This is a genomic window from Cellulomonas jepli (assembly GCF_047229345.1).
GTDB lineage: Bacteria > Actinomycetota > Actinomycetes > Actinomycetales > Cellulomonadaceae > Cellulomonas_A.
The window spans coordinates 17498-39409 of the sequence record NZ_JBFTER010000039.1; the positions used below are offsets into that span (position 1 = coordinate 17498).

The window sequence follows — 21912 nt, forward strand, 5'->3', positions numbered from 1 at the left end:
CACACCGCACGACGTACGACGAGGGGCCCGGCGGATCACCGCCGGGCCCCTCCTCGTTCCAGTCAGCGCCTCACGGCACGCGCGTCAGGACTCCCCGCCCGCGTTGCCGGAGGTGCCGGCGGTGACGTCGTGCAGCCGGTACCGCTCGATCGCCTGGGCCGGGGCGTCGTGCGCCACGTGCCCCTCGCGGGCGAGCTGCTGCAGCACGCGGACGACGACCGAGGGGCCGTCGATCTTGAAGTGCCGCCGCGTCGCCGGCCGCGTGTCCGAGAACCCGAAGCCGTCGGCACCGAGCGTCGCGTACGTGCCCGGGACCCACTGGCGGATCTGGTCGGGCACGAGGTGGTCGAAGTCGCTGACCGCGACGAACGGACCCTCGGAGCCGCGGAGCTTCGTGGTGACGTACGCCTCGTGCTGCTCCTCGCCGGGGTGCAGGAAGGCCCGCTCGTCGGCCCGCAGGCCGTCGCGCCGCAGCTCGTTCCAGCTCGTGACCGACCACACCGCGGCGCGCACGCCCCAGTCGTTCGCGAGCAGCTCCCGCGCCTCGAGCGCCCACGGCACCGCGACGCCCGACGCGAGGATCTGGGCGCGGGGCCCGTCGCCCTCGGCCTCGGCCACGCGGTGGATGCCGCGCAGGATGCCCTCGACGTCGACGCCCTCGGGCTCGGCCGGCTGGAGCATCGGCTCGTTGTACACCGTGAGGTAGTACATGACGTCCCGGTCGCGGCCCGAGTCGGGGCCGTACATGCGGTCGATGCCGTCGCGCACGATGTGCCGGATCTCGTACCCGTACGCCGGGTCGTAGTGCACGACGTGCGGCATGGTCGCCGCGATGACGGGCGAGTGCCCGTCGGCGTGCTGCAGGCCCTCGCCGGTCAGCGTCGTCCGGCCCGCGGTGGCCCCGATGAGGAAGCCGCGGGTCATCTGGTCGCCGGCCGCCCAGAACTGGTCGCCCGTGCGCTGGAACCCGAACATCGAGTAGTAGAAGTAGAACGGCACGAGCGGCTCGCCGTGCGTCGCGTAGGACGTGCCGACCGCCTGGAACGCCGCCGCCGAGCCCGCCTCGTTGATGCCGGTGTGCATGATCTGGCCGGCCTCGGACTCCTTGTAGGAGAGCATGAGGTCGCGGTCGACCGCGAGGTAGTGCTGGCCCTGCGTGTTGAAGATCTTGGCGCTCGGGAAGATCGCGTCGAGGCCGAACGTGCGGGCCTCGTCCGGGATGATCGGGACGATCCGGTGGCCGAACTCCTTGTCGCGGACGAGGTCCTTGAACAGGCGCACGAGCGCCATCGTCGTGGCGACCTCCTGCGTCCCCGAGCCCTTGGCGAGCCCCTCGTAGACCTTGTCGCCCGGGACCTGCACCGGGACGTGCTTCTCGCGGCGCTCAGGCACGAACCCGCCGAGCTGGCGACGCCGGTCGAGCATGTACTGGATCGCCGGGTCGTCCGCGCCGGGGTGGAAGTACGGCGGCAGGTACGGGTCGGCGTCGATCTGCTCGTCCGTGATCGGGATGTGCAGCGAGTCGCGCAGCGCCTTGAGGTCGTCGCCCTTGAGCTTCTTCATCTGGTGCGTCGCGTTGCGTCCCGCGAAGCCCGAGCCCAGGCCGTAGCCCTTGATGGTGTGCGCGAGGATCACGGTGGGCTGCCCGGTGTGCGAGCGCGCCGCGGCGTACGCCGCGTAGAGCTTGCGGTAGTCGTGCCCGCCGCGCTTGAGGGCCCAGATCTCGTCGTCCGTCATCTTCTCGACGAGCTGCTTGGTGCGCGGGTCACGGCCGAAGAAGTGCTCGCGCACGAACGCGCCGTCGTTGGCCTTGTACGTCTGGTAGTCGCCGTCCCGCGTCTCGTTCATCAGGTTGACGAGCGCGCGGTCCTTGTCGGCGTTGAGCAGGACGTCCCACTCGCGGCCCCAGATGACCTTGATGACGTTCCAGCCGGCGCCGCGGAACTGCGCCTCGAGCTCCTGGATGATCTTGCCGTTGCCCCGGACCGGGCCGTCGAGCCGCTGCAGGTTGCAGTTCACGACGAAGGTCAGGTTGTCGAGGCCCTGCTGGGCCGCGAGCTGCAGCATGCCGCGGCTCTCCGGCTCGTCCATCTCGCCGTCGCCGAGGAACGCCCACACGTCCTGCTGGCTCGTGTCCTTGATGCCGCGCAGGTGCAGGTAGCGGTTGGTCCACGCCTGGTAGATCGCCGACGCCGGGCCGAGGCCCATCGAGACCGTCGGGAACTCCCACAGCGTGGGCGCGAGGCGCGGGTGCGGGTAGGACGGCAGGCCGCCGCCGGGGTGGGAGAGCTCCTGGCGGAACCCGTCGAGCTGGTGCTCGGAGAGGCGACCCTCGAGGAACCCGCGCGCGTACACGCCGGGGGAGGCGTGGCCCTGGAAGTAGACCTGGTCGCCGCCGCCCTCGTGGTCCTTGCCGCGGAAGAAGTGGTTGAGGCCCACCTCGTACAGCGTCGCGACGGACGCGTACGAGGAGATGTGCCCGCCGACCGCGACGCCGGGGCGCTGCGCGCGCGTGACCATGACGGCCGCGTTCCAGCGGATCCACGAGCGGTAGCGCCGCTCCATGACCTCGTCGCCGGGGAAGTACGGCTCCTCGTGCACGCCGATCGTGTTGACGTACGGCGTGTTCACGGACGTGGGCACCGCGATGTTCCGCTCACGGGCCCGCTTGAGCAGGCTCAGCAGCACGTAGCGTGCCCGCGGCCCGCCGCGGTCGTCGATCAGGCCGTCGAGCGACTCGACCCACTCACCGGTCTCCTCCGGGTCGAAGTCGGGTACCTGGCTCAGCAGGCCGTTGATGAGCGGCCCTCTCTCGTCGGTCGAAGCCACCAGCGCTCCTCGCCTCTCGTTCGCGGCGGCGCCTGGTCGGCCCCTGCGCGCACCTGGGCCCGGTCCCGACGTTCGTGCGCGGCAGTGCGCGCCGTCGGGCGCGGGGTAGTTCACCCATTGTCCTGCTCCCGGGGCCGGAAAGTCACACCGGGGGCACCCGGGGGGACGTGACGCTCGCGACACCGGCGCCACGCCGGTTCTCCCGGGGGCCTTGTCACGGCGCGCCCCGGTGCGGTGGGCTACGGTTTGCGGAATCGAAAGGTCGCCACCTCTGGGCGGCCTCGACGGAAGGGAACGGTCAGCACGTGGCAAGCACCGCGGGCGACGCGGCCACGCAGGCAGCGGTTCGTCTGGGCTTCACCTCCGGTCAGGTGATCCAGGAGTTCGGGTACGACGACGACGTCGACGACGACCTGCGCGCAGCGATCGAGGCTGCCACCGGCACCGAGCTCGTCGACGAGGACTACGACGACGTCACCGACGCCGTCGTGATCTGGTGGCGCGAGGAGGACGGCGACCTCACCGACTCGCTGGTCGACGCGCAGACCGTGCTGGACGACGGGGGCTCGATCTGGGTGTTCACGCCCAAGCCCGGCCGCTCCGGTCACGTCGACCACGGCGACATCGAGGAGGCCGCGACCACCGCGGGGCTCCACGCGACGAGCACCTTCGCGATCGCCTCCGACTGGTCCGCGACGCGGCTCGGGACGCGCGGCCGCGGCAAGTGAGCCCGTCCGGGCCCGACGCGCCCGTCGGCGTCGGTGACCCGGCGCCGGACTTCACGCTCGACGACACGCACGGGACCCCCGTGCGCCTGGGGGGCCTGCGCGGGGCGCCCGTGCTCGTCGTCTTCGTTCCGTTCGCCTTCTCGGGGCGCTGCACGCAGGAGCTGTGCGCGCTCCGCGACGACCTGGCCGAGCTCGAGGCCGCCGGCGCGCGGCTGCTCGTGATCTCGTGCGACGCGACGTTCTCGCTGCGCGCGTGGGCCGAGCACGAGGGCTACACCTTCCCGCTGCTCTCGGACTTCTGGCCGCACGGCGAGGTGGCCCGCGCCTACGGGGTGTTCGACGAGGCGCACGGGCTCGCGCTGCGGGGGAGCTTCCTGGTCGACGCCGAGGGCGTGGTCCGCTGGTGCGTGCGCAACCCGCGCGGCGTCGTGCGGGACGTCGCCGAGTACCGGGCGGCGCTCGCGGCGCTCCCGGCGCCCCCCGCCTGAGGGTGTGCGGCGGGTAGGCTGTGCCCCCGTCGCAAGGGGCCTGTAGCTCAGCTGGTCAGAGCGCCGCGCTTACACCGCGGAGGTCGCCGGTTCGAAACCGGCCGGGCCCACCCCTCGTCCGACGGCTGCGGGCGACCCGCGTGGGCCGCGCGCGGGCCGTCGTCGCCGGCGGCCCCCAGCCGCGGGGTACGGTCGCCAGGTGGGAGACGCGCGCGACCGGTGGCTCGACGAGGGTGTGCGCGTGCTGGCCGCCGAGGGGTCCGCGGGGCTGCGGATCGACCGGCTCGCCGCACGGCTGGGCCTGTCCAAGGGCTCCTTCCACCACCACTTCGACGGCGCCGACGGGTACCGCCGCGCGCTCCTCGCGCACGTCGAGCGGCTCGCGGTGGCGGCGGTCGACGCGGCGGTCGCGCAGGCCGCCGACGCCGGGGACGTCCGGTCGGTGCTCGCGCGCCTGACGGCGCTCGTCGAGCCGGCGGCCGCGGGGCTGTACCGGCCGGAGCTCGACGTCGCGCTGCGCGCGTGGGCGACGACCGACGACGACGCCCGCGCGGTGCAGGCGCGGATCGACGGCGCCCGTCTGGAGGCGCTCGAGCGGGTGTGGCGGCCGCACACGGGGTCGGCCGGCGAGGCGCGCCGTGCGGCCCTGCTGCCGTACCTCGCTCTCGTGGGCGCGGCCGTGGTGGTGCCACCGGTCGGGGCGGCGGAGCTGCGGGCGGTGCTGGAGCAGCTGCTGCCGTTGGTACCCGAGGGGGACCCAGCGACCGGCGCCTGAGGGAAGTCGGCCCGTCGATCCCGGTCGCGTCTCCGTACCATACGGTATGGTATGGAGACGACCGCAGAGGAGCGCCGCCATGCCGCCCACCCCCGACCCCGCCTGGCCCGTGCTCGTCCTCGCCCTGGTGCAGCTCGTCGACGCGGCCACATGCGTGCGACCGGTGCCCTTCGTGGCTCGGTGCCTCGACGACGTCGGGTTCCCCCGGCGGTGGTGGTGGGTCCTGGCGCCGCTCAAGCTCGCCGCCGCGAGCGGCCTGCTGCTCGGCCTCGTCGTCCCGTACCTCGGCGCCCTCACGTGCGGGGCGCTTGTCGCGTACTTCGTCGTCGTCGCCGTGGGCATGCACGTGCGGGCGCGGGACCTCGGCCGGAACCTCTTCGTCAACGCCCTCGGGATGCTGGCGCTGTGCGTCGCCACCGCGCTGATCGCCTTCATGGGCGTCCCGGCCGGGTGAGGACCCGGCGCGCGACCGGTGCGCGGCGGGCGCGGCGTCCTGGCCTGCTAGCGTCGCGCGGTGCACGTCGCGGCCCTGACCGTCCACCCCGTGAAGTCGCTGCGCGGTGAGCCCGTCGCGGCGGCCGAGGTCGAGCGCGCGGGGCTGCGCGGCGACCGCCGGTGGATGCTCGTCGACCCCGAGGGTGCTGCGGTCACCGCACGGCGGCACCCCGGCCTGCTCGGGTTGAGCGCGCGGACGTCCCCCGGCGGCGGGGTCGTGCTGACCCACCCGGGGCACGAGGACCTGTCCGTCGCGCCGCCCGTCGCCGGGCTGCCGGTGGCCGTGGGCCTGTCGCGCGTCGGCCGCGCGCGGGCGGCCGGACCGGACGCCGACGCGTGGTTGCGCGCGGTGCTCGGGCTCGACGTCCGCCTCGTGTGGCAGGACGACCCGGCGCGGCGCCCGGTGGACCCGGCCCACGGCGGCCGCCCGGGCGACGTCCTGAGCCTCGCGGACGACGGCCCGGTGCTCGTGACGGTCGTGGCGTCGCTGCGCCGGCTCGACGAGTGGGTCGCGGCGGCGCCGGCCCGGACCGTCCCCGGGAGGCCCTCCCCGGCGGCGCCCCGGACCGACGAGGACCGGGGTGCCGCCGACTCCCACGCGCCGCTCGCGATGGAGCGCTTCCGGCCGAACCTCGTGGTCGACGGCGACGTCGAGCCGTTCGCGGAGGACGCGTGGCCCGGCATCCGGGTGGGCGACGTCGAGCTCCGGTTCGCCGAGCACTGCGACCGGTGCGTCATGACGACGGTCGACCCGACGACCCTCGTGCGCGGGCAGGAGCCGCTGCGCACGCTCGCGAGGCACCGGCGCTGGGACGGCAAGGTGTGGTTCGGCGTGCGGATGGTGCCCGTGACCACGGGACGGGTCGCGGTCGGCGACCCCGTCATGGTGCTCGGCGAGCAGCGTCGCGGCGGGTAGCGTTCCGTCCGTGACCCGCGACGACGCCCTGCCCCTCGCCGAGGTCGTGCGGCTCCTGGAGCGCCGGTACCCGCCCGCGACCGCCGAGTCCTGGGACGCGGTCGGGCTCGTCACCGGCGACCCGCGCCAGCCGGTGCGCAGGGTCCTGCTCGCCGTCGACCCGGTCGCCGCCGTCGTCGACGAGGCCGTCGCCTGGGGTGCCGACCTCGTGCTCGTGCACCACCCGCTGCTGCTGCGCCCGGTGACCTCGGTCGCCGCGACGACGTTCAAGGGGGCGCTGGTGCACCGGCTCGTGCGGGCCGGCGTGGCGATGCACGTCGCGCACACCAACGCCGACGCCGCGCACGGCGGGGTCGCCGAGGCGCTGGCCGACGCCGTCGGGCTCGTCGACCAGGTGCCCCTCGTGGCCCAGCCCGCCGAGGCGCTCGACAAGCACGTCGTGCTCGTCCCGGTCGCGGACGCCGAGCGGCTCGTCGACGCGCTCGCCGCCGCGGGGGCCGGAGCCATCGGGGAGTACAGCCGCTGCGCGTGGCGGACCACGGGGGAGGGCACGTTCACCCCGTCCGAGCGCGCCGACCCCGCGATCGGCCGCCGGGGCGAGGTCACGACGGTCGTCGAGGCGCGTGTCGAGATGGTCGCGCCCCGGCGGCTGCGCCGCGCCGTCACCGCGGCGATGCGCGCGGCGCACCCGTACGAGGAGGTCGCGTTCGACGTGCTCGAGCTCGCACGCGAGGACGGCTCGACCGGGCTCGGGCGCGTCGGGCGCCTGTCCGCACGGACGACGCTGCGGGGCTTCGCGGAGCGCGTCGCGCAGGCACTGCCGGCGACGGCCCAGGGCGTGCGCTTCGCGGGCGACCCCGACGGCGTCGTCGAGCGCGTCGCGGTGCTCGGGGGCTCGGGCGACTCGCTGTTCGACGCCGTGCGCGCCGCAGCCGTCGACGCCTACCTCACCGCCGACCTGCGGCACCACCCCGCGTCCGAGCTGCGCGAGCGCGCCGAGTTCGAGGCCGCGCCGGGCAGGCCTGCGACGCCGTACCTCGTCGACGCCGCGCACTTCGCCTCGGAGTGGCCGTGGCTCGAGCGGGCCGCCGCCGACCTGCGCGCGGACGCCCGCGCCGCCGGCGCTACGGTGGAGACCAGGGTCAGCACGCTGCGCACCGATCCGTGGTCCGGCCGGGTCCCGAGCCCGGACCGCCCCCCGTCGTCGGAAGGAACCGCCCCGTGACCACCGCACCCCCCGAGGACCAGCGCAGGCTCCTCGACCTGCAGCAGCTCGACACCCGCCTCGACCAGATCGCGCACCGCAAGCGCACCCACCCGGTGCTGGCCCGCCTCGCGGAGGTCGACAGCCGCCTCGCCGACCTCGACACCGCGCTCGTCGCGTCCCGCACCGCCGCGAACGACCTGCGCCGCGAGGTCACCAAGGCCGAGACCGACGTCGAGCAGGTCCGCACGCGTGCGGCGCGCGACCAGGCGCGGCTCGACTCCGGGGCCGGCAGCCCCAAGGACCTGCAGGCGCTGCAGAGCGAGCTCGCGTCGCTCGCGCGCCGCCAGGACGAGCTCGAGGAGGTCGAGCTCGAGGTCATGGAGCGGCTCGAGGCGCACGAGTCGGCCCTCGCCGGGCTGACGTCCGCGCACGCCGAGGTCGTCGCGCAGAAGGCCGAGCTCGTCGCCGAGCGGGACGCCGCGTTCGCCGAGCTCGACGCCGAGGCCGAGAAGGTCGCCGCGCAGCGGACCGAGGTCGCGTCGCCGCTCGACGACAAGCTCCTCGCGCTCTACGAGCGGCTGCGCGGCCGGCTCGGCGGCGTGGCCGTCGCGGCGCTGCGGCGCGGCCGGTCCGAGGGCAGCGGGCTCCAGGTGCCGGGCACCGAGCTCGCGCGCATCAAGGCGCTCCCGCCCGAGGAGATCGTGTACTGCGAGGACTCCGGGCGCATCCTCGTGCGCGGCGAGGACGCCTTCTGATGACGTCGGGCGGCGCCGCGGGCTCGCCCCGCCGGCTCGTCGTCGAGGCGGACGGCGGGTCGCGCGGCAACCCGGGGCCCGCCGGCTACGGGGCCCTCGTGCGTGACGCCGCCACCGGGCAGGTGCTCGCCGAGCGCGCCGACCACCTCGGGGTCGCGACCAACAACGTCGCCGAGTACTCGGGGCTCGTCGCCGGGCTCGAGGCGGCCGCGCAGATCGACCCCGCGGCGCTCGTCGAGGTCCGGATGGACTCCCGCCTGGTCGTCGAGCAGATGTCGGGGCGCTGGCAGATCAAGCACGAGGACATGCGCCGCCTGGCCCGGCGCGCGGCCGAGGTCCTCCCGCGCGGGCAGGTGACCTACACGTGGGTCCCGCGTGCCGAGAACTCGGCGGCCGACGCGCTCGCGAACGAGGCGATGGACACGCGCGGCCCCGTCTCGCGCGACCCCGGCCCGACCCCCGACGCGCCCTCGCCGGGCCTGCCGCCCGCACCGGCACCCGTCGGTGACGGCGCGCCCGTGCGGGGCCCGCGCCCGTCCGGCGCGGCGGTCCGGTTCGACGACGACCAGCCCGTCACGGTCGTGCTCGTGCGGCACGGCGAGACGACGATGACCGTCTCCCGCGGCTACTCGGGCTCCTCGGAGCCGGGCCCGTCGCTCAACGAGCACGGGCGGGAGCAGGCCGCAGCGGCGGCGGAGCTCGTCCGGCGCGTGGGCCGCGACCTGTGGGGCGACATCCCGTACCCGACCGAGCTGCTCGCCTCCCCGATGGTGCGCACGCAGGAGACCGCAGCTGTCGTCGCGCGGCGGCTCGGCCTGCCCGTGCGCACCGAGCCGGCGTTCCGGGAGGCCGACTTCGGCGCCTGGCAGGGGTTCACCGCCGAGGAGATCGAGGAGCGCTGGCCCGGGATGCTCGTGCCGTGGCACACCCGGGCCGACGTCCGCCCGCCCGGCGGGGAGTCGATCGAGGACGTCGGCCGGCGCATCCAGGGCGGGCTCGACGCGCTGCTCGCGGGCGGCGTCGACCGGACCGTCGTCGTCGTGAGCCACGCGGTCGCGATCCGCGCGGCGCTCGGGCTCGCGATGCGTGCGCAGCCGTCGGCGTGGAGCCAGCTCCGCGTCGCACCCGCGTCCGTGAGCATCGTGCGGCTGTTCGAGGACGGGCGGACCGAGGTCGCGGTCGCCGGCGCACCGAGCGAGGGCTGGGCGCCCGCGCGCTGACGCCGCGTGCCCGCCGCGGTGCGCGTCGCGCCGGCACGACCCTGGTCGGACCCCGGCACGCCACCCGGCGCACGGTCCGCTCGTCGTGCGGTCGACCGGCGCACGCGCGCTGCCTGGCGGCCGGTCGACCCGCGCACGCCCGGTCCGGCGTGCCGTCAGCGCACGACGAGCGAGAGCACCCGGGCGCCGGTGCGCGGGCGGGCGCCGAGCTCCACGTCGAGCAGCGTGCCGTCGGCCAGGAGCTCGGCGGCCGCCGCCGCGAGCTGCTCCGCGGAGCGCGGCTCGCGCCCGGGCCGCACGAGCAGGTGGCGCGTGAGCACGCCGCGCGTGTGCTTCGCGTTGTGGGACACCACGGAGCGCACCCCGTCGAGCTCCCGGAGGACCCGTACCTGGACCCAGTCGGCGTCGGCGGGTGGGCGCCACGCGGCGAGGTACGCCGCGGAGCGGCAGTCGACGACGAGCTCGCCCCGGGTGGCGGAGTCGAGCTCGGCGGCGAGCGGGTCACGCCAGGCCGGGGCGAGCGGACCGACGCCCGGCAGCTCCGTGCCCATCGAGAGCCGGTACGCGGGGATGCGGTCCGCCGGGGAGACCAGCCCCCAGAGCGCGGACACGGTCCGTACGGCCCGAGCCGACCGCTCGCGCGCGCGGCGCGGCAGGTCGTCGAGCCCCGCGGCGGCGTACAGCACGCCGGTGTACACGCGGGACGCCCGTGCCGCCGGCGCCTCGCGCAGCGTCACGTTGCGGGCGACCTCGCCCGCGAGCGACGCCCCGGCACCGAGCACGGTCGTCGCGTCGGGTCGCGCGCTCACCTCGACGAGCGCGTCGAGCACCTTGCGGCGCACCGGCCCGAGGTCGGGGGAGGACAGGGCGTCGAGGTCGAGGGCCGGGCCGCGCGCCGGCGCGGTCTTGCCCTCCGAGGGCGGCAGGAGCACGAGCACCCGAAGACTCTAGGCTGCGCGCACCGCGGGCGACGACGCGCCGCGGCCGCGACCCGGAGGTGGGCATGGCTCAGGTCAAGATCTACGGGCGCCGCGACGTCTGGGCGCCCCGGCGGCGCGAGGTGTCCGACGCGGTGCACGCCGCGCTCGTCGGCGCGTGGCAGCTCCCCGAGGACAAGCGGTTCCACCGGTTCCTGCTGCTGGACGCCGAGGACCTCGTCGCACCGCGCTCGCCGGCCTACCTCGTCGTGGAGATCGTGTGCTTCACCGGACGCAGCCCCGCCGCCCGGCGCGCGCTCATCGCCGCGTTCTTCGACGACGTGGCGCCGGCGCTCGGGCTCGACGCCGACGACCTCGAGGTCGTCATCCTGGAGAGCCCGCCCGCGAGCTGGGGCATCCGCGGGGTCGCCGGCGACGAGCTCACGCTCGGGTACCGCGTCGACGTCTGACCCGGTCGCCGCCGTGCGGCTCCCTCGGGCGCCGAGGCGCACTAGGCTGGTCCCGGATGAGCTGGCCAGACGGCCGCGTCGGGCCCCCGGGCCCGCCGAGGAACGTCCGGGCTCCACAGGGCAGGGTGGTGGGTAACACCCACCCGGGGCGACCCGCGGGACAGTGCCACAGAGAGAAGACCGCCACGCCCGCCCTCCGGGGCAGGCGGGGTAAGGGTGAAAGGGTGGTGTAAGAGACCACCAGCGTGCCGGGTGACCGGTGCGGCTAGGTAAACCCCACCCGGAGCAAGGCCAGACAGGGAGCGTCCGAGGGCTGCCCGCCCGAGCTCCCGGGTAGGCCGCTGGAGGCGTGCGGCAACGTACGTCGTAGATGGATGGCCGTCACCCGCGCGGGGGCAACCGCGCGCGGGCACAGAACCCGGCGTACCGGCCAGCTCATCCGCTCCGGTCGCGTCAGCCGTCCCGCCGCGCGGCCGCCTCCGCCGCGAGCTCGGCCGGCGTGGACTGCAAGAGGCAGAACTCGTTGCCCTCGGGGTCGGCCAGCACGACCCAGCTCACGCTCGTCTCCTGCCCGACGTCGATCCGCCGGGCGCCGAGCCCGAGCAGGCGGCCGAGCTCCGTCTGCTGGTCGGAGCCGTCCGGCGGGCGCAGGTCGAGGTGCAGGCGGTTCTTGATCGTCTTCGCCTCCGGGACCTGGAGGAAGAGGATCGTCAGCGGTGACCCCCACGGGTCGCCGATCGCGACCTCGTCGTCGTCCGGGTCCTCGTCCTCGAGCACCTGCCATCCCAGGGCCTGAGCCCACCACTCCGCGAGCCTGCGCGGCGCCGCGCAGTCGATGGACAGGGTGTCGACGACGAGTCCCATGGGCCGACGCTAGACCCGGCGCACGTGGGCGGCGACACGGCGCGCGGGCGCGTGCCCGCACCGCGGCTCCCGCCTCCCGGCTCCTGCGCTCCGGTCCGGCGGCGCGCCCGGGTGACGTGCGGCCCGAGCGCCCGCCACCGCCTCAGACGCCCTGGCGCCCGAGCCGCTCGACGTGCCGTGCGTGCTCCTGCGCGAGCCACGGGGTGCCGAGCCGGCTGTCGTCGGGCGTCCGCCCGTGGACGAGCGCGTCGAGGTACGCCCGGTCGACGGCGAGCCGGCGGGCGAGCTCGGCGCGGTCCCCGACGTGCCCGTGGCCCGGGACCAGCACCTGGACGCCGTCGGCCTCGGCGGCCGCCTCGAGGAGGTCGAGCGCCGCGACGTAGTCCCCGACGGGGTCCTCGGCGTCGACGTCGAGCAGCGGGATCTCGAGGTCGGAGAGCATGTCGCCCGCGAGCAGCACCCCGGCCTCGGGCAGCACCAGCGCCGCGTGGCCGGGGCAGTGCCCGCGGTGGGGGAGCACCCGCACCGCCGGGCCGTCCCAGGGCACCGTGGTCCCGTCGGCGCCGAGCGTCGTCAGCACGCCGAACAGGTCGGGGTCGTGGCCCGGCGCCGCGTCGTCGGCCTTCGCGAGGTCCGAGGTCCGCGTGCGTCGCAGCGCGTCGACCGCCGTCCGCGTCGCCCACCGCGGCACGCCCGGCCAGCGCGGCGACCACAGCACGTGGTCCCAGTGCGGGTGCGTCGAGAAGCCGGCGACGACGCGCCGGCCGGTCGCGTCGAGCGCGTCCGCGAGCGCGTCGACCTCGGCAGGCGTGATCGCGGGGTCGACGACGAGGCAGGTGCCGTCGGGCCCGTCGACGACCGTGCTGAGCGTCGTCCAGATCTCCGCCGTGACGGTGTGCACCCCCGGCGCGACCCGAGTGAGCCGCACCGGGGGAGTCACCGGCGCCGTCAGTGCCGGGCCTGCGCCGCGAGCGCGGCCGCGCCGACGATGCCCGCGGCGTTGCGCAGCTCGGCGGGCACGATGCGCGTGCGCAGGTCGAGCAGCGGGAGGAACTTCGCGTGGTGCTTGCTGACGCCGCCGCCGACCACGATGAGGTCGGGCCAGAACAGGTCCTCGACGACACGGAAGTAGCGCTGCAGCCGTGCCGACCACTGCGCGTAGTCCAGGTCCTCGCGCTCGCGCGCGCTGTCGGCCGCGCGCGACTCGGCGTCGTGCCCGTCGATCTCGAGGTGCCCGAGCTCGGTGTTGGGCACGAGGTGCCCGTCGACGATCAGGGCGGAGCCGATGCCCGTGCCGAGCGTCACGACCAGCACCACGCCCTTCTGGTCGTGCGCGGCGCCGTACACGGTCTCGGCGTACCCCGCCGCGTCGGCGTCGTTCACCGCGACGACGCGCCGGCCGGTCGCCTGCGCGACGACCTCCTCGACGTTCGTGCCGATCCACGACTTGTCGACGTTCGCGGCGGACTGCGCGACGCCGTGCAGGATCACCGCCGGGAACGTCACGCCGACGGGCAGCTCGGGCGGGAGCTGGAACGCGTCGACGACCTCCGCGACGGTGCGCGCGACGGCGTCGGGGGTCGCGGGCTGCGGGGTCGGGATGCGGACGCGGTCGGCGCTGAACTCACCGGTGCTCAGGTCGACGGGCGCGCCCTTGATGCCGCTCCCGCCGATGTCGATGCCGAACGCCGTGCCGGCCGAGCGCTGGGCGCCCGTGCCGTGCGTCTTCTCGTGGTCCTTCTCGTGGTGCTTGCTCATGGCAGCGTCAGGATCTCCGTCCCGGTCTCGGTGACGAGCAGGGTGTGCTCGAACTGGGCACTGCGGCGGCCGTCGGCGGTCACGACGGTCCAGCCGTCGTCCCACAGGACCCAGTCGGGCGTCCCGAGGTTGAGCATCGGCTCGATCGTGAACACCATCCCGGGCTCGATCACGGTCGCGTACGCCGGCGCGGCGTCGTAGTGCGGCACGACGAGCCCGGTGTGGAACGCCTCGCCGACCCCGTGACCGGTGTAGTCGCGCACGACGCCGTACCCGAAGCGCTGCGCGTACTTCTCGATGACCCGCCCGATCACGTTGATCTCGCGCCCGGGCACGACCGCCTTGATGGCCCGGGCGAGCGCCTCGCGGGTCCGCTCGACGAGCAGCGCGGACTCCTCGTCGAGCTCGCCGACGCCGAACGTCGCGTTGTTGTCGCCGTGCACCCCGCCCACGTACGCCGTGATGTCGACGTTCACGAGGTCGCCCTCGAGGAGCACCGTCGAGTCGGGGATGCCGTGGCAGACCACCTCGTTGACCGAGGTGCACAGCGACTTCGGGAAGCCGCGGTAGCCGAGCGTCGACGGGTAGGCGTGGTGGTCGAGCAGGAACTCGTGCCCGACGCGGTCGAGCTCGTCGGTCGTCACGCCGGGAGCGACGTGCCGCCCGACCTCCTCGAGCGCCTGCGCGGCGATCCGCGCGGCGACACGGATGCGCTCGACCGTCTCGGGGTCGACGACGTCGCTCCCGGTGTACGGAGCCGGACCGGGGCGGCCCACGTACTCGGGCCGCGCGATCGAGGGGGGCACGTCGCGGCGCGGGCTCACGGTCCCGGGGACCAGCGCCGGTCTCGACGCGTGCAGGGTCGACATGAGTGGCAGTCTACGGAGAGGTGCCGCGGAACGGCGGCTGAGCAGCAGGAAGGCACCGGCGGGTGCCCCGAGACCGGCGGAGGAACCATGACCGGGACGGACCGCGAGTTCTACTACAACACCGAGACCGGCCAGGTCGAGGAGGGCAAGGTCTCCGACTGGAGCGGCCGGATGGGCCCGTACCCGTCGCGCGAGGCCGCCGAGCACGCGCTCGACCAGGCGAAGGCGCGGACGCGCGCGTGGGACGAGGAGGACGAGCGCCGGCGCTGAGGCGCGGCGCTGGTCGGCGCAGCTCGGACCGGCCCTCGCACGGCTCGGTGGCCCGGCTCGGTCCGATCTCGCTCGGTCCGGCTCCCCGCAGCGGCCTCGCGCCCCGCGTGCCGGTGCGTCGGCTGCCGGTGCGTCAGCGCGGCCGCAGGTGCGCCACGACGGGGCGGTGGTCGCTGCCTCCGACGGCGGGGAGGACGTCGAAGCCGACGACGTCCCAGACCTCCGGGTCGACGAGCACGTGGTCGATCGGCGTCGACAGCCAGCTCGGCATCGCGGCCGGCCACGTGCCCAGCGCGGCGGCCCCGGCGGACTCCGCGGCGTCCACGCACGAGCCGAGGTCGCGCAGGCCGGGGTGGTCGAGCGTCGCGTTGAGGTCGCCCGCGACGACGATGCCCGCCGTCCCGTCGCACGTCTGCGCGACGAGACTCGTCTCCCGCCGCCAGTCGTCCATCGCGGCGAGCGAGAACGGTGCCGTCGGGTGGGCGGCGACGACGAGCGGCGAGCGCCCGGCCGTCCCGGCGTGAGCCCCCCGGGCCGGGGCGGCGTCGCTCGCGACGGGGTCGGCGCGGAAGCCGCCCAGCATCGTCGGCAGCTCGGCGGTCACCTCGTACCGGCCGAGGTCGGTCGTCACGAGCAAGGCCGTCGAGGCGACCGGGGTGCTGCCCTGCGTGCTCCGCCCGAAGACCCACACCGGACGGCCGGCGTCCTCGAGCAGCGCCGCCGTGGCCCTGGCCGTCGCGGGCACGGTCTCGGGGAGCACGACCACGTCCGCGCGGTGCTCGAGCACGAGCGGCGCGAGGTCCTCGGACGTGACCACGCCGAGGGTGTTGAACGCGAGCACCACCACGTCCCCGTCCTGCCGCGCCGCGGTGGCGTCGCCGTCCCAGCCCCGGGCGGCCAGGACGCCGAGCTGCGCCGCCGCCCCGACCAGGAGCACCGCGGCCGACACCGCACCCACGGGGGAGCGCCGCACGCGTGGCACGAGCAGCACCGCGACGCCCAGCACCAGCAGGCCGAGCGCGACGGGCATCCGGAACGCCACGAGGTGCGCGCCGACGACCCGTCCCGCCGCGTCGAAGGTCCCGGGGGCCACGAGGACCACGACCACGCCCAGCAGGACGAGCGGCATCGCCCAGGCGGCGAGCCGTCGGCCGGGGCGCGGGCGCCGAGCCGGCTCGGGGGCCGGCCCGGGCGTCGTGGTGCTCAGCTCTCGAACGAGTGCGCCGCGTCGGGGAACCCGCCCGAGCGCACGTCGTCGGCGTAGGCGCGGGCGGCCTCCCCGAGGAGCCGGCCGACCTGCGCGTACTGCTTCGCGAACCGCGGCGACCAGTCGCCCATGCCCGCCATGTCGAGCCACACGAGCACCTGGCCGTCGCACTGCGGGCCGGCGCCGATGCCGATCGTCGGGATCTCGAGGATCTCCGTCACGCGCGCCGCGACGTACGAGGGCACCATCTCGAGGACCACCGCGACGGCGCCGGCCTCCTGGAGGGCGAGCGCGTCCTCGCTGAGCGTCGCGGCCGCCGTGTCGCCGCGGCCCTGGACGCGCTTGCCGCCGAGGATGTTCTCGGACTGCGGCGTGAAGCCGAGGTGCCCGACGACGGGGATGCCCGCGTCGGTCAGCGCGCGGACCTGCGCGGCGCACCGCTTGCCGCCCTCGAGCTTGACCGCGTGCGCGTGCGCCTCCTTGAAGAACCGCACGCCCGTCTCGAGCGCCTGCTGCGGGCCGGCCTCGTACGACCCGAACGGCAGGTCGGCCACGACGAGCGAGCGGCGCACCGAACGCGTGACCGCGCGCACCGCGGGGATCAGCTCGTCGACCGTGACCGGGATGGTCGTCTCGTGGCCGAGCATCGTGTTGCCGATCGAGTCGCCCACGAGCAGCAGGTCGATGCCGGCCTCGTCGAAGATCCGCGCCGTCGGGGCGTCGTAGGCGGTGAGCATCGTGAGCTTGTGCCCGCGCTCCTTCGCCTCGCGCAGGTGGTGCACGCGCACGCGCTTGGGGGTCTCGCTCATCGCCGCTGCTCCTGGTCGTCCGGGATGGGTCGGGCGCACGCCGGTGTGCGCCCCGGGTGGGTCGGGGTCGTGGCGCCCCCTCAGGGCTCGCGCCACCGCGTCGTGATGGGCAGGCGGCGGTCGCGGCCGAACGCGAGCGCCGTGACCTTGGGCCCGAGGGGGTACTGCCGCCGCTTCCACTCCGCCCGGTCGACGAGCTGGAGCACCTTGTCGACCACCTCGGGGTCGAACCCGCGGGCGAGGAGCTCGGCACGGCCCTCGGCGTGCTCGACGTACGCGTCGAGCACCTCGTCGAGCAGGTCGTACGGCGGCAGCGAGTCCTGGTCGACCTGACCCGGGCGCAGCTCGGCCGACGGCGGCTTGGTGATCGAGCTCTCCGGGATCGGCGGGATCGACCCGGCGTCGATCGCCGCGTCGTTGCGCCACCGGGCGAGCGCCCAGACGCGCGACTTGTCGACGTCCTTGAGCGGCGCGTAGCCGCCGACGGCGTCGCCGTAGATCGTCGAGTAGCCGACCGCGAGCTCGGACTTGTTGCCCGTCGCGAGCACGAGGTGGCCCTCCGCGTTGGACAGGCCCATGAGGATCACGCCGCGCACGCGCGCCTGCAGGTTCTCCGCCGCGATGCCCTCGAGGTGCATCTCGCCCTCGAACGCGTCGACCATCGGACCGATGGGCTGCACGCGGTAGTCGGCGCCGATGCGCTTCGCGAGGTCGGCCGCGTCGTCCTTCGAGTGCTCGGAGGAGTGCCGCGACGGCATCGAGACGCCCACGACGTTGCCGCCGCCCACCGCGTCCGCGCTGAGGGCGGCGACGAGCGCGGAGTCGATGCCGCCGGACAGCCCGAGCACGACCGAGCGGAAGCCGTTCTTGCGGACGTACCCGACGAGCCCGGCCACGAGCGCCTGGTAGATCTCCTGGTCGGGGTGCAGGGGCGGGGCGATCTCGCCGGTCGCCGGCTCCTCGTCGTCCTCGACGAGGTCCCAGACCAGCAGGTGCTCGTGGAACTGCGGCGCCCGCGCGAGGAGCCGGCCGTCGGCGCCGACGACGAACGACCCGCCGTCGAACACGAGGTCGTCCTGGCCGCCCACCATGTTGCAGTACGCGACCGGGGCCTCGACCTCGCGGGCCCGGCGCGCGGCGAGCTCGGTGCGCACGTGCCCCTTGCCCTCCTCGAACGGCGAGCCGTTGAGCACGACGAGCAGCGACACCTCGTTCTCGTCCATCTGCGAGACGGGGCCGCCGTCCTGCCAGATGTCCTCGCAGATCACGACGCCGACCCGCCGCCCGCGCACGTCGAGCACGCACACGCCGTCGCCGGGGGCGAAGATCCGGAACTCGTCGAACACGCCGTAATTCGGCAGGTGGTGCTTGTCGTAGCGCGTCCGCACCGCGCCGTGCTGGAGGAGCACCGCCTGGTTGGTCGGGCGCGCCGGCGCGCCGTCGTGCTCGCGCGTCGTCTTCTCGCCGACCGACCCGACGAGCACGGCGAGGTGGCCGAGGCCCGCGGCGTCGAGCTCGCGGGCGACCCGGTGCAGCGCGGCCTCGGCCCCGCGGCGGAATGACGCCCGCAGCGCGAGGTCCTCGATCGGGTACCCGGTGATCGTCATCTCGGGGAAGACCACGAGGTCGGCACCCGCGTCCGCAGCCTGGCGGGACCAGTCGAGCACCGCACCGCTGTTCGCGTCGAGGTCGCCGACGCAGGTGTCGATCTGGGCCAGGGCGATGCGCAGGTGGGCCATGCGCCGAGCCTAGAGGGTGCCGCGCCGACGCACGCCGCAGGGCGGGGGAGCCCGGCGCCGGGGTTCGATCGGGTGCACCCGGCGCGGTCCGGCGCCGGAACGCCCGGTCCATCAGGCAGGATGTACCGCATGGACAGGCAGCAGGAGTTCGTGCTCCGCACGGTCGAGGAACGGGACATCCGCTTCATCCGGCTCTGGTTCACCGACGTGCTCGGGATCCTCAAGTCGGTCGCGATCGCGCCGGCCGAGCTCGAGGCCGCCTTCGCGGAGGGCATCGGCTTCGACGGGAGCTCGATCCAGGGGCTCACGCGCGTGTACGAGGCGGACATGATCGCCAAGCCGGACCCGAGCACGTTCCAGGTGCTCCCGTGGCGCGGCGAGCGGCACGGCACCGCGCGCATGTTCTGCGACATCCTCACGCCGGACGGCGAGCCGTCGCTCGCGGACTCCCGCAACGTCCTCAAGCGCGCGCTCGCGAAGGGCAGCGCGCAGGGGTTCACCTTCTACACGCACCCCGAGGTCGAGTTCTACCTGTTCGAGGCGCCCGCCGACCCGCTGGTCCCGCTCGTGCCGGTCGACTCGGGTGGCTACTTCGACCACGTCCCGCGCGGCACGGCGCACGACTTCCGGCGCGCGGCGATCACCATGCTGGAGTCGATGGGGATCTCGGTCGAGTTCTCCCACCACGAGGCGGGCCCCGGCCAGAACGAGATCGACCTGCGCTACGCCGACGCGCTGACGACGGCCGACAACATCATGACGTTCCGCACGGTGGTCAAGGAGGTCGCGCTCGAGCAGGGCGTCTTCGCGTCGTTCATGCCGAAGCCGCTCGCGGACCAGCCCGGCTCCGGCATGCACACGCACCTGTCGCTGTTCGAGGGCGACCGCAACGCGTTCCACGAGCCGGGCGCACACCTCGAGCTCTCGAAGGTCGCCCGCAGCTTCATCGCGGGCCTGCTGCGCCACGCCGCCGAGATCACCGCGGTGACGAACCAGTTCGTGAACTCCTACAAGCGGCTCTGGGGCGGCTCCGAGGCCCCGAGCTTCATCTGCTGGGGGCACAACAACCGCTCGGCGCTCGTGCGCGTGCCGATGTACAAGCCCGGCAAGGGCAACTCGAGCCGCATCGAGTACCGCGCGGTCGACGCGGCGACGAACCCGTACCTCGCCTTCGCGGTCATGCTCGCGGCCGGCCTCAAGGGCATCGAGGAGGGCTACGAGCTCCCCGAGGGAGCCGAGGACGACGTCTGGGAGCTCACGGACGCGGAGCGCCGCGCGCTCGGCATCGAGCCGCTGCCGACGTCGCTCGTCGACGCGATCGGCGTCATGGAGAAGTCGGAGCTGGTCGCCGAGACGCTCGGCGAGCACGTGTTCGACTACGTGCTGCGCAACAAGCGCCGCGAGTGGGAGGAGTACCGCTCGCAGGTCACGCCGTACGAGCTGCAGCGGTTCCTGCCGGTCCTCTGACGCGCTCGTGGGCGACGGCCGCGTCCGCGTCGCCGCCCGGCGCGGACAGCGTCAGCCGCCGCGCGCGGTGCGCCGTCTCGCGTCCGCCATGGGTAGCGTGACGCCGTGAGCACCCTGAGCGCCGGCGGGCGCGGCAGCACCCTGGCCGGACGGCTGACCCGGTCCGGCTTCGCCGACGCCGCGCGCGCGGAGCGGCTGCTGGCCGACGCCGCGCTCGCGGTCGTTGTGGACGAGCCGGAGGCGCTCCTCGGGCCGCTCTCGGAGGTCGCGGACCCCGACCACGCGCTGCTCGCTCTGGCCAAGATCGCGGGCGCCTGCGTCTCGTCGGCCGACCCCGCGCACGCGGGCGTGCTCCGCGGGCTGCTCGGGTCGCCGAGCGAGGGCCGGGACCGGCTGCTCGCCGTGGTCGGCTCCTCGGTGGCCCTCGGGGACACGCTCGCGGCCCACCCCGGCAACCTCGAGCTCCTCGCCGACGACACGGCGGGGACGGGCGTGAGCGCCGCGGACGTGCGTGCCGAGCTGCTCGAGGCCGTCGGCGCCGACCCGGCCGCGGACGTGCCGGTGGCCGCCGTCGTGGGCTCGCCCGGCGTCGACGCGATGCGCCGCGCGTACCGGGCCCGGCTGCTCCGGATCGCCGCGACGGACCTGACGGCGACCGACCCGCTCAGCCGGCTCCCCGGGGTCGCCGCGGCGCTCGCGGACCTCGCGGCGGCCGCGCTCGAGGCCTCGCTCGCGATCGCCCGCTCCGACCTCGACGACCACGGGCTCGGGGTGCGCCTCGCGGTCATCGGGATGGGCAAGGCCGGGGGCCGCGAGCTCAACTACGTGAGCGACGTCGACGTCATCTACGTCGCGGAGCCGGTCGACGGCGTCGGCGAGGACGAGGCGCTCGCGGTCGGCGCGCGCCTCGCGACCGGGCTGGCGCGCGCGTGCTCGACGGCGTCGGCCGAGCCGGCGCTGTGGCCCGTCGACGCGGCGCTGCGGCCCGAGGGCAAGAACGGGCCGCTGGTCCGCACGGTCGCGAGCCACCGCGCCTACTACGAGCGCTGGGCCAAGACGTGGGAGTTCCAGGCGCTGCTCAAGGCGCGCCCCCTCGCGGGGGACGTCGCGCTGGGACGCGAGTACGTCGAGCTCGTCAACCCGCTCGTGTGGTCGGCGGTGCAGCGCGAGAACTTCGTCGAGGACTCGCAGGCGATGCGTCGCCGCGTCGAGCACCACGTGCCCGCCGCCGAGGCCGACCGGCAGCTCAAGCTCGGCGTCGGTGGCCTGCGCGACGTCGAGTTCACCGTGCAGCTCCTCCAGCTCGTGCACGGGCGCGCCGACGAGACGATCCGGAGCCCCAACACGCTGACCGCGCTGGCCGCGCTCGCGGCCGGAGGCTACGTCGGCCGCGAGCACGCCGCCCAGCTCGCTGTCTGCTACCGGCTGCTGCGCGCGCTGGAGCACCGCATCCAGCTGCACCGGCTCCAGCGGACGCACCTCATGCCGACCGCCGAGGCGGACCTGCGCCGGCTCGCCCGCTCGGTCGGGATGCGCGCCGAAGGTGCCGCAGGGCTCGACGAGCGGTGGCGCACGGTGCGGCGCGAGGTCCGGCGCCTGCACGAGGAGCTGTTCTACCGCCCGCTCCTGCCGGCGACCGCCCAGCTCTCGACCGAGGAGGCCCGCCTCGCGCCCGAGGCCGCGCGCGCCCGGCTCGCCGCGATCGGCTACAAGGACCCCGCGGGCGCGCTGCGGCACATCGCGGCGCTGACGGAGGGCATCTCGCGCCGCGCCGCGATCCAGCGGCAGCTGCTCCCCGTCATGATCGGCTGGTTCGCCGACGGCGCCGACCCGGACGCCGGGCTGCTCGCGTTCCGCCGCCTGTCCGACGAGCTCGGCACGACGCACTGGTACCTCAAGCTCCTGCGGGACTCCGGGACGGCGGCGCAGCGCCTCGCGCGCGTGCTCTCGACGTCCCGGTACGTCGCCGACGCGCTCTCGCGCTCGCCCGAGTCGGTGACGTGGCTCGCGGGCGACGGCGAGCTCGAGCCCCGCACGCACGAGCGGCTCACCGCCGAGGCGGACGCGGTGCTCACACGCGCGCACGAGCCGACGCCCGCGGCGACCGCGCTGCGGGCCCTGCGCCGGCG

Annotated in this window: 21 protein-coding genes, 1 tRNA gene and 1 other RNA gene; 14 read left to right on the plus strand and 9 right to left on the minus strand. The window is 75.2% G+C overall.

The features are described 5' to 3' along the window. Positions 1–84: 84 nt before the first annotated feature. Entirely contained in the window at positions 85–2829 is a 2745-nt protein-coding gene (gene aceE, locus AB6N24_RS11055) for a pyruvate dehydrogenase (acetyl-transferring), homodimeric type (RefSeq protein WP_183294497.1), read from the minus strand. Between the two features lie 305 nt (positions 2830–3134). On the opposite strand from aceE, the gene AB6N24_RS11060 reads away from it, so the two are divergent. The 9 genes from AB6N24_RS11060 to AB6N24_RS11100 all read left to right on the plus strand — a co-directional run bounded on the left by AB6N24_RS11060 (position 3135) and on the right by AB6N24_RS11100 (position 9413). Then, a complete protein-coding gene (locus tag AB6N24_RS11060) occupies positions 3135–3557 on the plus strand; it encodes a DUF3052 domain-containing protein (RefSeq protein WP_412869454.1) in 423 nt (140 codons plus the stop codon). Then, positions 3554–4045 (plus strand): peroxiredoxin, encoded by a 492-nt coding sequence (locus tag AB6N24_RS11065; protein WP_412869455.1) that lies wholly within the window; start codon positions 3554–3556, stop codon positions 4043–4045. Before AB6N24_RS11060 ends, AB6N24_RS11065 begins: the two co-directional genes overlap by 4 nt. A gap of 36 nt (positions 4046–4081) precedes the next feature. Continuing rightward, positions 4082–4155: transfer RNA gene (locus tag AB6N24_RS11070), tRNA-Val, on the plus strand. Between the two features lie 89 nt (positions 4156–4244). Next, complete coding sequence (locus tag AB6N24_RS11075; protein WP_412869456.1) at positions 4245–4820, plus strand: TetR/AcrR family transcriptional regulator; 576 nt, start codon at positions 4245–4247, stop codon at positions 4818–4820. 79 nt (positions 4821–4899) lie between these two features. Further along, entirely contained in the window at positions 4900–5274 is a 375-nt protein-coding gene (locus AB6N24_RS11080) for a DoxX family protein (protein WP_412869457.1), read from the plus strand. 60 nt (positions 5275–5334) lie between these two features. Then, positions 5335–6231 (plus strand): MOSC domain-containing protein, encoded by an 897-nt coding sequence (locus AB6N24_RS11085; RefSeq protein WP_412869458.1) that lies wholly within the window; start codon positions 5335–5337, stop codon positions 6229–6231. Positions 6232–6241: 10 nt separating this feature from the next. After that, a complete protein-coding gene (locus AB6N24_RS11090) occupies positions 6242–7456 on the plus strand; it encodes a Nif3-like dinuclear metal center hexameric protein (protein WP_412869459.1) in 1215 nt (404 codons plus the stop codon). After that, positions 7453–8193, plus strand: coding sequence for a zinc ribbon domain-containing protein (locus AB6N24_RS11095; protein WP_412869460.1), 741 nt, complete (start codon positions 7453–7455; stop codon positions 8191–8193). The genes AB6N24_RS11090 and AB6N24_RS11095 overlap by 4 nt, the downstream gene beginning before the upstream one ends. Then, positions 8193–9413 carry a bifunctional RNase H/acid phosphatase gene (locus AB6N24_RS11100; RefSeq protein WP_412869461.1) on the plus strand — a complete coding sequence of 407 codons (1221 nt, stop codon included), beginning with the start codon at positions 8193–8195 and terminating at the stop codon, positions 9411–9413. Before AB6N24_RS11095 ends, AB6N24_RS11100 begins: the two co-directional genes overlap by 1 nt. Positions 9414–9568: 155 nt before the next feature. Here the strand turns inward: AB6N24_RS11100 and AB6N24_RS11105 are convergent, their stop codons facing one another. After that, positions 9569–10351, minus strand: coding sequence for a YaaA family protein (locus tag AB6N24_RS11105; RefSeq protein ID WP_412869462.1), 783 nt, complete (start codon positions 10349–10351; stop codon positions 9569–9571). 65 nt (positions 10352–10416) lie between these two features. Here AB6N24_RS11105 and AB6N24_RS11110 point away from each other — a divergent pair, with 65 nt between their 5' ends. Next, positions 10417–10800, plus strand: a complete 384-nt coding sequence (locus AB6N24_RS11110) for a tautomerase family protein (RefSeq protein ID WP_412869463.1) — start codon at positions 10417–10419, stop codon at positions 10798–10800. A gap of 57 nt (positions 10801–10857) precedes the next feature. After that, positions 10858–11242, plus strand: an RNA gene (gene rnpB, locus AB6N24_RS11115) — RNase P RNA component class A. 11 nt (positions 11243–11253) lie between these two features. Here rnpB and AB6N24_RS11120 read toward each other — a convergent pair. The 4 genes from AB6N24_RS11120 to map form a co-directional block, all read right to left on the minus strand. Beyond that, positions 11254–11664, minus strand: a complete 411-nt coding sequence (locus AB6N24_RS11120) for a VOC family protein (RefSeq protein ID WP_412869464.1) — start codon at positions 11662–11664, stop codon at positions 11254–11256. Positions 11665–11806: 142 nt separating this feature from the next. Then, positions 11807–12565 carry an MBL fold metallo-hydrolase gene (locus AB6N24_RS11125; protein ID WP_412869465.1) on the minus strand — a complete coding sequence of 253 codons (759 nt, stop codon included), beginning with the start codon at positions 12563–12565 and terminating at the stop codon, positions 11807–11809. A gap of 47 nt (positions 12566–12612) precedes the next feature. After that, entirely contained in the window at positions 12613–13422 is an 810-nt protein-coding gene (ppgK, locus tag AB6N24_RS11130; protein ID WP_412869466.1) for a polyphosphate--glucose phosphotransferase, read from the minus strand. Next, complete coding sequence (map, locus tag AB6N24_RS11135) at positions 13419–14291, minus strand: type I methionyl aminopeptidase (protein ID WP_412869467.1); 873 nt, start codon at positions 14289–14291, stop codon at positions 13419–13421. The genes ppgK and map overlap by 4 nt, the downstream gene beginning before the upstream one ends. A gap of 87 nt (positions 14292–14378) precedes the next feature. Here map and AB6N24_RS11140 point away from each other — a divergent pair, with 87 nt between their 5' ends. Next, positions 14379–14561, plus strand: a complete 183-nt coding sequence (locus AB6N24_RS11140; protein ID WP_412869468.1) for an SPOR domain-containing protein — start codon at positions 14379–14381, stop codon at positions 14559–14561. 133 nt (positions 14562–14694) lie between these two features. Here AB6N24_RS11140 and AB6N24_RS11145 read toward each other — a convergent pair whose 3' ends face one another. The 3 genes from AB6N24_RS11145 to AB6N24_RS11155 form a co-directional block, all read right to left on the minus strand. Beyond that, positions 14695–15690 (minus strand): endonuclease/exonuclease/phosphatase family protein, encoded by a 996-nt coding sequence (locus AB6N24_RS11145; RefSeq protein WP_412869469.1) that lies wholly within the window; start codon positions 15688–15690, stop codon positions 14695–14697. Between the two features lie 74 nt (positions 15691–15764). Next, positions 15765–16577 (minus strand): 3-methyl-2-oxobutanoate hydroxymethyltransferase, encoded by an 813-nt coding sequence (panB, locus tag AB6N24_RS11150; protein WP_412869470.1) that lies wholly within the window; start codon positions 16575–16577, stop codon positions 15765–15767. An 80-nt stretch (positions 16578–16657) separates the two neighbouring features. Then, the gene (locus AB6N24_RS11155; protein WP_412869471.1) at positions 16658–18316 is read right to left on the minus strand and encodes an NAD+ synthase; all 1659 of its coding nucleotides are present in this window, start codon (positions 18314–18316) and stop codon (positions 16658–16660) included. 129 nt (positions 18317–18445) lie between these two features. Between AB6N24_RS11155 and glnA the strand changes: the two genes are divergently transcribed. Together glnA and AB6N24_RS11165 are read left to right on the plus strand one after the other, a co-directional pair. Then, a complete protein-coding gene (gene glnA / locus AB6N24_RS11160; protein ID WP_183294512.1) occupies positions 18446–19783 on the plus strand; it encodes a type I glutamate--ammonia ligase in 1338 nt (445 codons plus the stop codon). 114 nt (positions 19784–19897) lie between these two features. Continuing rightward, positions 19898–21912, plus strand: a 2015-nt coding sequence (locus tag AB6N24_RS11165) for a bifunctional [glutamine synthetase] adenylyltransferase/[glutamine synthetase]-adenylyl-L-tyrosine phosphorylase (RefSeq protein WP_412869472.1), incomplete at its 3' end; no start/stop codon positions are given.

Excerpts from the sequence above, each read along its gene's own strand:
- AB6N24_RS11120 (WP_412869464.1), bottom strand. The coding sequence starts at position 11,664 with ATGGGACTCGTCGTCGACACCCTGTCCATCGACTGCGCGGCGCCGCGC.
- ppgK (WP_412869466.1), bottom strand. The coding sequence starts at position 13,422 with ATGAGCAAGCACCACGAGAAGGACCACGAGAAGACGCACGGCACGGGC.
- AB6N24_RS11110 (WP_412869463.1), top strand. The coding sequence starts at position 10,417 with ATGGCTCAGGTCAAGATCTACGGGCGCCGCGACGTCTGGGCGCCCCGG.
- AB6N24_RS11100 (WP_412869461.1), top strand. The coding sequence starts at position 8,193 with ATGACGTCGGGCGGCGCCGCGGGCTCGCCCCGCCGGCTCGTCGTCGAG.
- glnA (WP_183294512.1), top strand. The coding sequence starts at position 18,446 with ATGGACAGGCAGCAGGAGTTCGTGCTCCGCACGGTCGAGGAACGGGAC.
- AB6N24_RS11080 (WP_412869457.1), top strand. The coding sequence starts at position 4,900 with ATGCCGCCCACCCCCGACCCCGCCTGGCCCGTGCTCGTCCTCGCCCTG.
- AB6N24_RS11145 (WP_412869469.1), bottom strand. The coding sequence starts at position 15,690 with ATGCCGCTCGTCCTGCTGGGCGTGGTCGTGGTCCTCGTGGCCCCCGGG.
- map (WP_412869467.1), bottom strand. The coding sequence starts at position 14,291 with ATGTCGACCCTGCACGCGTCGAGACCGGCGCTGGTCCCCGGGACCGTG.
- AB6N24_RS11155 (WP_412869471.1), bottom strand. The coding sequence starts at position 18,316 with ATGGCCCACCTGCGCATCGCCCTGGCCCAGATCGACACCTGCGTCGGC.
- AB6N24_RS11140 (WP_412869468.1), top strand. The coding sequence starts at position 14,379 with ATGACCGGGACGGACCGCGAGTTCTACTACAACACCGAGACCGGCCAG.
- panB (WP_412869470.1), bottom strand. The coding sequence starts at position 16,577 with ATGAGCGAGACCCCCAAGCGCGTGCGCGTGCACCACCTGCGCGAGGCG.